The organism is Hydrogenophaga atypica, assembly GCF_042665215.1.
In the GTDB taxonomy this organism is placed as follows: domain Bacteria; phylum Pseudomonadota; class Gammaproteobacteria; order Burkholderiales; family Burkholderiaceae_C; genus Hydrogenophaga; species Hydrogenophaga defluvii_A.
On the sequence record NZ_JBHTCA010000003.1, the window covers coordinates 235,013 to 246,648 of the forward strand.

Consider the following 11,636-nt stretch of genomic DNA (forward strand, 5'->3'; position numbering starts at 1 on the left):
CCCGAACATGGCACTCATGGACATTCAGGTTCCCGACATTGGCGACTTCGACGAAGTCGCGGTCATCGAGCTGCTGGTCAAACCCGGCGACACGGTCAAGGCCGAGCAATCGCTGATCACCGTGGAGTCCGACAAGGCCTCGATGGAAATTCCCTCGTCTCACGCCGGCGTGGTGAAAGAGCTCAAGGTCAAGTTGGGCGACAAGGTCAAGCAGGGCACGGTGGTGTTGACGCTGGAAGCCGAGGGGGGCGCCGCTGCCCCGGCACCAACGGTTGCACCAGCCGCTGCTGCTGCACCGGCGCCGGCTGCCGCGCCCGTGGTTGCCCCCACCGCCGCCAGCTTCGGCGGCAGCGCCGATATCGATTGCGACGTGCTGGTGCTGGGCGGTGGCCCCGGCGGTTATTCGGCCGCCTTCCGCGCCGCCGATCTGGGCCTCAAGGTCGTCATCGTCGAGCGCTACGCCACCCTGGGTGGTGTCTGCCTCAACGTCGGCTGTATCCCCTCCAAGGCGCTGCTGCACGTGGCCGCCGTCATGGACGAAGTCAGCCACATGGCCGATCTGGGTGTCGAGTTCGGCCGCCCGGTGGTCAACATCGACAAGCTGCGTGGCCACAAGGAAAAGGTCATCGGCAAGCTGACCGGCGGCCTGGTCGCCATGGCCAAGATGCGCAAGGTGACCACCGTGCGTGGATACGGCGCCTTTGTCGGCCCCAACCACCTGGAAGTGGAAGAGACCACCGGCAATGGGCAGGAAAAAACCGGCAGCAAAAAGGTCGTGGCCTTCAAAAAGGCCATCATCGCGGCCGGCTCACAAGCCGTGCGCCTGCCCTTCATGCCCGACGATCCGCGTGTGGTGGATTCGACCGGCGCGCTGGCGCTCAAGGATGTCCCCAAGCGCATGCTGATCCTCGGCGGCGGCATCATCGGCCTGGAAATGGGCACGGTCTACAGCACCCTGGGCGCGCGCCTGGATGTGGTGGAAATGATGGACGGCCTGATGCAGGGCGCCGACCGCGACCTGGTCAAGATCTGGCAGAAGATGAACGCCAAGCGCTTCGACAACATCATGCTCAAGACCAAGACGGTGGGGGCCAAGGCCACGCCCGAAGGCATCGAGGTGACGTTTGCGCCAGCGGAAGAGGGCGGCACCGCGCCCGCGCCCCAGGTCTACGACCTGGTGCTGCAGGCCGTGGGCCGCACGCCCAACGGCAAGAAGATCGCTGCCGACAAGGCCGGCGTGGCCGTGACCGATCGGGGCTTCATCAACGTCGACATCCAGATGCGCACCAACGTGCCGCACATCTTCGCCATCGGCGACATCGTGGGCCAGCCCATGCTGGCGCACAAGGCGGTGCACGAGGCGCACGTGGCGGCGGAAGTCATCGCGGGCGAACTGCAGGGCAACAAAGAGCTGGCGTCCGCCGCCTTCAACGCCCGCGTGATCCCCAGCGTGGCCTACACCGACCCCGAAGTGGCCTGGGTGGGCCTCACCGAAGACCAGGCCAAGGCGCAGGGCATCAAGGTCAAGAAGGGCCTGTTCCCCTGGACGGCATCGGGCCGGGCCATTGCCAACGGTCGCGACGAGGGCGTGACCAAGCTGCTGTTCGACGACAGCCCTGAGGCGCACGGTCACGGCAAGATCCTGGGCGGCGGCATGGTGGGCACCCACGCCGGCGACATGATCGGCGAGATCGCGCTGGCCATCGAGATGGGTGCCGACGCGGTGGACATCGGCAAAACCATCCACCCGCACCCGACGCTGGGCGAAAGCATCGGCATGGCGGCGGAGGTGGCGCACGGCAGTTGCACCGACGTGCCGCCAGCCAAGAAGTAAGTCCTTTCAGCCTGCCTCACCACAACAGCCCGGACGGGTCTCCGTCTGGGCTTTTTTTGTGTTCAAAATGCGGAATGTGCGGCGACCGTATGTTGCGTGGGGCTGCGCCGTTACACTTGCCACGTCATCAAAACAGCGGTTTCCCAAGCAGAAACCGATAGGAGTCTTTATGTCGCGAGTTCGTGCCGTGGTGTCTGTGCGCTGCCTGGTCTTGGCAGCGGCGGGCGCGTCTCTCTCGGGGTGTCTGGTCACGGTGCCGACCAGCGGGGGCACGACGGCGCTTTCGCCCCGCCGTTTGGCGTCGGAGATGCCAGCGGCCTTGCCGCCACCTTCCAGCACGGAAACCGCAGCATCTGCGGCAACGCTGCCCGAGAACCCTCGACCGGAAAGCGGGTTGGCCACCCATGCTGCGGTGGTGAGCCAAATTGGTGCTCCCCCTTCGCCCAGGGCCGCCATGGGCGGTGGTGCTGGTGTTGGCGCCATCGCAGTGGCACCTCAAGCAGTGGCTGCAACACGCGAGCCTGCGCCTGGTGGCCAGGCCGGTGCTGTTGCGCAGCCTCAGCGTGCAGCGGCTGCAATGCCGGTGGTGGCAGACGCGCCCGACGCGCAGATGTGGGCCGGTATTCGCGCCGGGCAGTGTTGGGCGCAGTTGGTCAAGGAGCCCGTCACGCGACGGCAGACGGTCCAGGTCGTCACGGAGGACGGCGCTACCCGCTTGCTGGTGCAACCCCCAGAACTGCGCACACAAAGCCGCCAGGTGGTGGTCAAGGACGAGGCGCAGACTTACCGGGTCGAGCCGCCTCGGTTCCGCCAAGTGACCGAGCAGGTCAAGGTCAAGGATGAGGTACGGCGCTTGGTGGTGGTGCCAGCGCGATACGAGAACCGGGAAGAAAGCGTGCAGGTGGAGTCTGCGCGTGTGGTGCTGGAGAGTTGCCGCGCATCGGCGCAGCGGGCTGCGGGCTCGGGTGTGGCATCCCGGCAAGCCAAGTGCGCGCGCGAAATCCCGGCACAGTTCCAGACCATCACCCGGCGTGTGCTGGTGCAGCCGGAGACCACCCGCGAGGAGGTCACGCCTGCGGTGTATTCGACCATCACCAAGTGGGTGCTGGAGGCGCCCGCGCGCGCCGTACCCGAGACACTGCCGGCCAGCACCCGGGACGTGCCGCTGACCGAAGTGGCGCGACCCGCGTCGGTACAGGAACGCGAGGTGGAGGCGACGACCGCAGCCCTGCGTGTGACTCAGCACGAGGGCATGCCTCAGCTGGTCTGGCGGCGTGCTTTGTGTGAAGGCGACGCGATGCCGGACGTCGTTTCCACGATCCAGCAAGCGCTGCGCAAGCAAGGCTTGGATGTCGGCTCAGCAGATGGCAAGCTGGGACGGCGCACGATGGCGGCTTTGATGGACTACCAGCGCCGAGAGGGTCTGGCCATTGGCCTGGTCACGTTCGAAACCCTGGACAAGCTGGGCTTGCCCAAACCGCAACCCTGAATCGCTGTAGACGGGCTCAGCGCGGCAGCGGCTGGGCTGCTGTTGCGGCCACGCCGGGGTCGATCGCCACACGGCGGGCGCCATTGAAGCGGGTGTGCCAGTACGCGGTGCGCATGTCTTCCACCCGCACCTGGGCGCCGCTGCGGGGCGAGTGGATGAACTTGCCGTCACCCACATAAATGCCCACATGGCTGAAAGCCCGACGCATGGTGTTGAAGAACACCAGATCGCCCGGTTTGAGGTCCTCCCGCGCGATCATCTGTGTGGCTTGCGCCTGTTCAGCGGCACGGCGGGGCAGCACCAGCCCCACCGTTTGTTCGTACATGGCGCGCACAAAACCGCTGCAATCAAAACCGGTCTCGACGGAGTTGCCACCGCGGCGGTAGGGCACGCCCAGAAAACCCATGGCTGTGACCACCAGATCGCTCGCGGCCAAGCTCATCTGCTGGCGCATGCCGTCCAGCCGCTGCACAAGCCCCTTGCTGGCCAGCAACTCCGCCATGGCGTCGTGCGGCACGTCGGTGGGCGCTTCACCCGAAACGGCTGTTTGGGCGTGCGCGGCGACCGATAGGCTCAATAGAAAGGCGATGGCGGTTTTTCGCATTGCGCGCGAGGCTAATGGCATATGCACCACAAGTCAAGCGCGGTGGCGCCGGTGCGGCTGGGCGGTACACTGGCCCGAATCTCAACCGACTTGTGCTCACCATGCTTCTTGATGCCAGCGATTGCCAGCTTGTGCTGGTGGATTACCAACCCCGCCTGATGCCGGTCATTGCCGAAGGCGAGCAGGTGCTTGCCCGCGCCCAGCTGTTGGCGCACATGGCCCAACTGATGAAAGTGCCCACCTTTGGCACCGAACAAAACCCGGCCCGCCTGGGCGCACTGGCCCCCGGTTTGCGCAGTTTGTGCGCCAAAGTGTTGCCAAAAATGGCGTTTGACGCCTGCGCGGACGGTTTGGTGGATGTGCTGCGGGCCCCGGTCGCGGGGGCAGGCAACGCACGCAGTCTGCCCAAGCACCTGCAAAAACCGGCACCCACGCCGCGCAACACCGTGGTCATTGCCGGGGTGGAGTCCCATGTGTGTCTGCTGCAGACGGCGCTGGGCTTGATCGAGCAGGAAATGGACGTGTGGGTGGTCACTGACGCCTGTGGCTCGCGCAACCAGCGCGACCGTGATGCGGCATTCGACCGACTGGCGGGCAACGGTGCGGAACTGGTGAGCGCAGAGATGGTGGCGTTTGAGTGGCTGGGCAGCGCCGAGCACCCCAAGTTCAAGGAAGCGCTGGCACTGATCAAGTGAAACCGTGGGCCGGCGGGCGATGGCCCCGTGCGTCAGCGGCGCGCAAGACTCCTAATGAATAATTATGAATGCCAGTGCCTCGATTTCAGTTCGAGGCGTGCAGGCCCATTGCCAACCAGAGGAGACTTTCCATGTCCACGCCGTCCCGCTACGCCGAGTTTCACCGCCGTTCCATCACCGACCGCGACGGCTTCTGGCGGGAGCAGGCGGCGCTGATCGACTGGCACAAGCCCTTTGATCAGGTGTGCGACTACAGCCGCCCACCTTTTGCCACCTGGTTTGCGGGTGGCTTGACCAACCTGTGCCACAACGCGGTCGATCGCCACCTCAAAGACCGCGCCGACCAGAACGCCCTGGTCTTCGTGTCCACCGAGACCGAGACCGAAAAGGCCTACAGCTTCCGCGAACTGCACGCCGAGGTGCAGCGCATGGCGGCCATCTTGCTGCAACTGGGGGTCAAAAAAGGCGATCGTGTGCTGATTTACATGCCCATGATTGCCGAGGCCGCGTTTGCCATTTTGGCCTGCGCGCGCATTGGCGCCATCCATTCGGTGGTGTTTGGTGGTTTTGCCAGCCACAGCCTGGCCAGCCGCATCGACGACGCGCAGCCGGTGGCCATCATCAGTGCCGACGCTGGTATGCGCGGCGGTAAAGTGGTGCCCTACAAGCACTTGTTGGACGAGGCCATTGCGCTGTCCGCTCACAAGCCTGCCAAAGTGCTCATGGTCAACCGGGGCTTGGCGCCGCTGGAGGTGGTGGCCGGGCGCGATGAGGACTATGCGGCTTTGCGTCAACAACACCTCAACACCGAGGTGCCTTGTGAATGGGTGGACAGCGCCCACCCCAGCTACATCCTGTACACCAGCGGTACCACCGGCAAACCCAAGGGTGTGCAGCGCGACACCGCCGGCTACGCCGTCGCCCTGGCGGCCAGCATGCGCCACATCTACATGGCCCAGCCGGGCGAAACCTACTTCAGCACCAGCGACATCGGCTGGGTCGTGGGCCACAGCTACATCATCTACGGCCCGCTGATCAACGGCATGGCCACCATCATGTACGAAGGCCTCCCCACCCGGCCCGATGCCGGCATCTGGTGGCAACTGGTCGAAAAATACAAGGTGAGCGTGATGTTCAGCGCGCCCACCGCCGCCCGCGTGCTCAAGAAGCAGGACCCGGCCTACCTCACGAAATACGACCTCAGCAGCCTCAAGGCGCTGTTCCTGGCCGGCGAGCCCCTGGACGAGCCGACCGCCACCTGGATGTCGGACGCGATCAAGAAACCCGTCATCGACAACTACTGGCAGACCGAAACCGGCTGGCCCATCATGGCCATCTGCAACGGCATTGAGCCGGCGCCCACCAAATACGGCTCGCCCGGCAAGGCGGTGTACGGTTTTGACGTGCGCCTGATCGACGAGTCCAGCGGCGAAGAAATCACCGAGCCCAACAAGAAGGGTGTGATTGCGGTGGAAGGCCCGCTGCCACCGGGCTGCCTGCAAACGGTGTGGGGCGACGACGAGCGGTATGTGAAGACCTATTGGTCCAGCATCCACGGCAGCACCATGTACAGCACCTTCGACTGGGGCGTTCGCGACGCCGACGGTTATTTCTACATCCTGGGCCGCACCGACGACGTGATCAACGTGGCTGGTCATCGCCTCGGCACGCGCGAGATCGAGGAAAGCATCAGCAGCCACCCCAATGTGGCCGAGGTGGCCGTGGTGGGCGTGGCCGATCAGCTCAAGGGGCAGGTGGCGGTGGCGTTTGCCGTTCTCAAAGATCCGTCGCTGGCAGCCAGCGATGCCGATGCGCTCAAGCTCGAAGGCGCCATCATGAAGGTGGTGGACGACCAACTGGGCGCCGTCGCCCGCCCGGCGCGGGTGCGGTTTGTGAGCGTGTTGCCCAAGACGCGCAGTGGCAAACTGTTGCGCCGCGCCATACAGGCGGTGTGCGAAGGCCGCGATCCGGGCGACTTGACCACCATGGAAGACCCGACCGCACTCCAGCAGGTGCGTGACGCGGTCAGCGCCTGAGCGTCGGCGCTCGGCTGTCCTGCCATTTGCAGACCCTGTGCCAAACCTGCCAGGCCTGTTCACGGCCTTGGCATGGCGCTATCATGATTGCTTATATTTATCTATTGATAAAGCAAGGCAAGCATGAAGCAGATGATCGAATCCGAATCGGGCGTCGAAAAAGGACGCGTATTCGAGCTTGCTGCCGAGTTGTTCGGCGTCTTGTCCACGCCCATGCGCTTGCGCATCCTGAGCGCATTGTGCGACAAGGAAAAGTCGGTTTCGCAGTTGCTTCAGGAAATTGACACGACCCAACCCAACCTGTCGCAACACCTCAACCTGCTGTACCGTGCCGGTGTGCTGGCCAAGCGCAAAGATGGCACTCAGGTGATTTACCGTGTGCAAAGCGAAAAGGCGGTCATGTTGTGCCGTACCGTGTGTACCCAAATCGCCATCGAGATGGACGAGCCGGGCAGCGTGCCGGCGACCGAGCGCCTGTCGCCACGCATCGCGTCTTGATCTGCGTGGCCTTCTGACGGCACTGCCGTCAAGGGCATTTTCACCACACCCCAAAGGCTTCCGACCACCGGTAGCCCAATCTGTGGCCCGTGCTTCCGGCTTCGGTGGCACAATTCCGGGTTGCAGTCAGGTCCTTCCAGTCACTGTCGCATCCGCCAACCGGTTAAGCCGTGTCGCGGGAGGTTTCTTAAACCAGCTAATGTTTCCCCAAGGGAAACGGAGGTCAGCGGATTCATGAGCGAGACAAACAACGTCTACGTTGCCTACCAGGGCAACTCGTATCTTTTCGGCGGCAACGCGCCTTATGTCGAAGAGATGTACGAAAACTACCTGGCCGATCCCACCAGCGTCCCCGACACGTGGCGTGCCTACTTTGATGCGCTGCAAAACGTGCCTGCCGCCGATGGCAGCGATTCGCGTGATGTGCCGCACATGCCGGTCATCAACGCCTTCGCCGAGCGCGCCAAGGCGGGCGTCACCCAGGTGGTCATCGCCACCGGTGCCGATTCGGAAATGGGCCGCAAGCGTGTGTCCACGCAGCAGCTGATCGCTGCCTACCGCAACGTCGGTCAACGTTGGGCCGATCTCGATCCGCTCAAGCGCACCGAGCGCCCGCACATCCCTGAACTCGACCCCGCTTTCTACGGCTTCACCGATGCCGACCTGGAAACGGTGTTCAACATCAGCAACACCTTCTTCGGCAAAGAGAGCATGTCGCTGCGCGAGCTGCTCAATGCGCTGCGCGAAACCTACTGCGGCACCCTGGGTGTGGAGTTCATGCACACCAGCGACCAGGCTGAAAAGCGCTGGTGGCAACAAAAGCTGGAGAGCATCCGCAGCAAGGCCAGCTTCACCGCCGAGAAGAAAAAGCACATCCTCGACCGCCTGACCGCTGCCGAAGGCCTGGAGCGCTACCTGCACACCAAATACGTCGGCCAGAAGCGCTTCTCGCTCGAAGGTGGTGAGAGCTTCATCGCCGCCATGGACGAACTGATCCAGCAAGCCGGTGCCAAGGGCGTGCAGGAAATTGTGATCGGCATGGCCCACCGTGGCCGCCTGAACGTGCTGGTCAACGCGCTGGGCAAGATGCCGGCCGACCTCTTTGCCGAGTTCGACCACACCGCCCCCGAAGAGCTGCCCGCCGGTGACGTGAAGTACCACCAAGGCTTCAGCTCCGACGTGTCCACGCCTGGCGGTCCGGTCCACCTCTCGCTGGCCTTCAACCCGTCGCACCTGGAAATTGTGAACCCCGTGGTGGAGGGTTCGGTGCGCGCCCGCATGGACCGCCGCAACGACCCCACGGGCAGCCAGGTGCTGCCGGTGCTGGTGCACGGCGACGCCGCTTTTGGCGGCCAGGGCGTGAACCAGGAAACCCTGGCACTGGCGCAGACCCGTGGCTACACCACGGGTGGCACGGTGCACATCATCATCAACAACCAGATCGGTTTCACCACCTCCGACCCGCGCGACATGCGCTCGTCGGCCTTCTGCACCGACATCGTCAAGATGGTTGAGGCGCCGGTGTTGCACGTCAACGGTGACGACCCCGAAGCCGTGGTGCTGGCCACCCAACTGGCGCTGGAATACCGCATGGAATTCCGCCAGGACGTGGTGGTGGACATCACCTGCTTCCGCAAGCTGGGCCACAACGAGCAGGACACACCCAGCCTGACCCAGCCGCTGATGTACAAGAAGATCGCGGCCCACCCCGGCACCCGCAAGCTCTACGCCGACAAGCTGGCCGTGCAAGGCCTGGGCGAGACCCTGGGCGACGAGATGGCCAAGGCCTACCGCGCCGCACTGGACGCCGGCAAGCACACGGTGGACCCGGTGCTGACCAACTTCAAGAGCAAGTACGCGGTGGACTGGTCGCCCTACCTGGGCAAGAAGTGGACCGATGCGGGCGACACCGCCATCCCGCTGACCGAGTGGAAGCGTCTGGCCGAGAAGATCACCACCATCCCCGCCACCGTCACCCCGCACCAGTTGGTCAAGAAGGTCTACGACGACCGCGCTGCCATGGGCCGAGGCGACGTCAACGTCGACTGGGGCATGGGCGAACACATGGCATTCGCCTCGCTGGTGGCGTCGGGTTATCCCGTGCGCCTGTCGGGCGAAGACTGCGGCCGTGGCACCTTCACCCACCGCCACGCCGTCATCCACGACCAGAAGCGCGAGAAGTTCGACGAGGGCACCTACATCCCCCTGCAGAACGTTGCCGAGAACCAGGCTCCGTTTGTCGTCATCGACTCCATCCTGTCGGAAGAGGCCGTGCTGGCCTACGAGTACGGCTACGCGTCGAATGACCCCAACACACTGGTCATCTGGGAAGCCCAGTTCGGCGATTTCGCCAACGGTGCCCAGGTCGTGATCGACCAGTTCATCGCCTCCGGTGAGGTGAAGTGGGGCCGTGTCAACGGCATCACCCTGATGCTGCCACACGGCTACGAAGGCCAGGGCCCCGAGCACAGCTCGGCCCGCCTGGAGCGCTTCATGCAGTTGGCTGCCGACACCAACATGCAGATCGTGCAGCCCACCACGGCCAGCCAGATCTTCCACGTGCTGCGTCGCCAGATGGTGCGCAACCTGCGCAAGCCGCTGGTCATCATGACCCCCAAGAGCCTGCTGCGCAACAAGGACGCGACCTCGCCGCTGTCCGAGTTCACCAAGGGCAGTTTCCAGACCGTCATCCCCGAGCAGAACGCCGAGGTGGTGAAGAAGGCCGACAAGGTCAAGCGCGTGATCGCCTGCTCGGGCAAGGTTTACTACGACCTGGTCAAGCAACGCGAAGCCAAGGGCGCCGACGACGTGGCCATCATCCGCGTCGAGCAGCTCTATCCCTTCCCGCACAAGGCTTTTGGTGCCGAGCTCAAGCGCTTCCCCAACGCCACCGACATCGTGTGGTGCCAGGACGAGCCGCAAAACCAGGGTGCCTGGTTCTTTGTGCAGCACTACATCCACGAGAACATGCTCGATGGCCAGAAGCTGGGTTACGCCGGCCGCGCGGCTTCGGCATCGCCGGCTGTGGGTTACGCCCACCTGCACCAGGACCAGCAGAAGGCGCTGATCGAAGCCGCTTTCAGCAAGCTCAAGGGTTTCATCCTCACCAAGTGAATGACGCGATGACCTGGCCGCTGCGCGGCCAGGTCGTGCCGCGCAGCGGCACCTTGCGAACACCGAAACATTAGGCAGAAAACAAAATGGCAATCGTAGAAGTCAAAGTTCCGCAGCTCTCCGAATCCGTGGCCGAGGCCACCCTGCTTCAGTGGAAGAAAAAGCCCGGCGAAGCCGTGGCCATGGACGAAATCCTGATCGAGATCGAGACCGACAAGGTCGTGCTGGAAGTGCCGGCACCGGCCGCTGGCGTTCTGGCCGCCCACGTGGTGGCCGATGGCGGCACCGTGGTGTCTGACCAGCTCATCGCTCAGATCGACACCGAAGGCAAGGCCGGCGCCGCCGCCCCGGCCGCTGCTGCCGCGCCTGCCGCCCCCCCCGTGGCCGCTGTCGCTGCGCCGGCCGGCGCTTCCATGGCCGGCGTGGCCATGCCCTCCGCCGCCAAGCTGATGGCCGACAACGGCCTGGCCGCTGGTTCCGTGGCCGGCACCGGCAAGGATGGCCGCGTGACCAAGGGCGACGTGCTGGGTGCCGTGGCCGGTGGTGCCAAGCCCGCTGCCGCCGCACCGGTGGCCATTCCCACTGGTGCGCCCACCAAGGTGTTGCCGCAAGTGGCGGCCCCTGTGGCCCAGCCCAACCTGGGCGAGCGCCCCGAGCAGCGCGTGCCCATGAGCCGCCTGCGTGCCCGTGTGGCCGAGCGCCTGCTGCAGTCGCAGTCCACCAACGCCATCCTGACCACCTTCAACGAAATCAACATGGCCCCGGTCATGGACATGCGCAAGCGCATGCAAGAGCGTTTCGAGAAGGAACACGGCGTGAAGCTGGGCTTCATGAGCTTCTTCGTCAAGGCGGCTGTGCACGCCCTCAAGAAGTTCCCGGTGCTCAACGCGTCGGTCGATGGCAACGACATCGTCTACCACGGTTATTTCGACATCGGCATCGCCGTGGGTTCGCCCCGTGGCCTGGTGGTGCCCATCCTGCGCAACGCCGACCAGATGAGCTTTGCCGACATCGAGAAGAAGATCGCCGAATTCGGCCAGAAGGCCCGTGACGGCAAGCTGGGCATCGAAGAGATGACCGGTGGCACCTTCTCCATCTCCAACGGCGGCACCTTCGGCTCCATGCTGTCCACGCCCATCATCAACCCGCCGCAGTCGGCCATCCTGGGCGTGCACGCCACCAAGGACCGCGCCGTGGTCGAGAACGGCCAGGTCGTGGTGCGTCCGATGAACTACTTCGCCATGTCCTACGACCACCGCATCATCGACGGCCGCGAAGCCGTGTTGGGCCTGGTGGCCATGAAGGAAGCGCTGGAAGATCCGGCACGCCTGCTCTTCAACATCTGATTTGAGGCAAGGAAGACACC

8 protein-coding genes are annotated in these 11,636 nt (G+C 64.4%); 7 read left to right on the forward strand and 1 reads right to left on the reverse strand.

Translation table 11 applies throughout. The annotated features are described in order from the left end of the window. Positions 1–7 precede the first annotated feature (7 nt). A complete protein-coding gene (gene lpdA / locus ACFQPB_RS05665) occupies positions 8–1,834 on the forward strand; it encodes a dihydrolipoyl dehydrogenase (RefSeq protein ID WP_382220479.1) in 1,827 nt (608 codons plus the stop codon). Positions 1,835–2,321: 487 nt separating this feature from the next. Beyond that, complete coding sequence (locus tag ACFQPB_RS05670) at positions 2,322–3,323, forward strand: peptidoglycan-binding domain-containing protein (protein ID WP_382220482.1); 1,002 nt, start codon at positions 2,322–2,324, stop codon at positions 3,321–3,323. Between the two features lie 16 nt (positions 3,324–3,339). Here ACFQPB_RS05670 and ACFQPB_RS05675 read toward each other — a convergent pair whose 3' ends face one another. Then, positions 3,340–3,927, reverse strand: coding sequence for a C40 family peptidase (locus tag ACFQPB_RS05675; protein WP_382220485.1), 588 nt, complete (start codon positions 3,925–3,927; stop codon positions 3,340–3,342). 101 nt (positions 3,928–4,028) lie between these two features. Between ACFQPB_RS05675 and ACFQPB_RS05680 the strand changes: the two genes are divergently transcribed. From ACFQPB_RS05680 to odhB, 5 genes are all read left to right on the forward strand, one after another. Beyond that, a complete protein-coding gene (locus tag ACFQPB_RS05680; protein ID WP_382220488.1) occupies positions 4,029–4,622 on the forward strand; it encodes an isochorismatase family protein in 594 nt (197 codons plus the stop codon). Between the two features lie 131 nt (positions 4,623–4,753). After that, positions 4,754–6,658 carry a propionate--CoA ligase gene (locus ACFQPB_RS05685; protein ID WP_382220491.1) on the forward strand — a complete coding sequence of 635 codons (1,905 nt, stop codon included), beginning with the start codon at positions 4,754–4,756 and terminating at the stop codon, positions 6,656–6,658. A 123-nt stretch (positions 6,659–6,781) separates the two neighbouring features. Then, a complete protein-coding gene (locus ACFQPB_RS05690; protein WP_382200197.1) occupies positions 6,782–7,156 on the forward strand; it encodes an ArsR/SmtB family transcription factor in 375 nt (124 codons plus the stop codon). A gap of 234 nt (positions 7,157–7,390) precedes the next feature. Then, positions 7,391–10,270, forward strand: a complete 2,880-nt coding sequence (locus tag ACFQPB_RS05695; protein ID WP_382220494.1) for a 2-oxoglutarate dehydrogenase E1 component — start codon at positions 7,391–7,393, stop codon at positions 10,268–10,270. Positions 10,271–10,356: 86 nt separating this feature from the next. Continuing rightward, positions 10,357–11,616 carry a 2-oxoglutarate dehydrogenase complex dihydrolipoyllysine-residue succinyltransferase gene (gene odhB, locus ACFQPB_RS05700; protein WP_382220496.1) on the forward strand — a complete coding sequence of 420 codons (1,260 nt, stop codon included), beginning with the start codon at positions 10,357–10,359 and terminating at the stop codon, positions 11,614–11,616. Positions 11,617–11,636 lie beyond the last annotated feature (20 nt).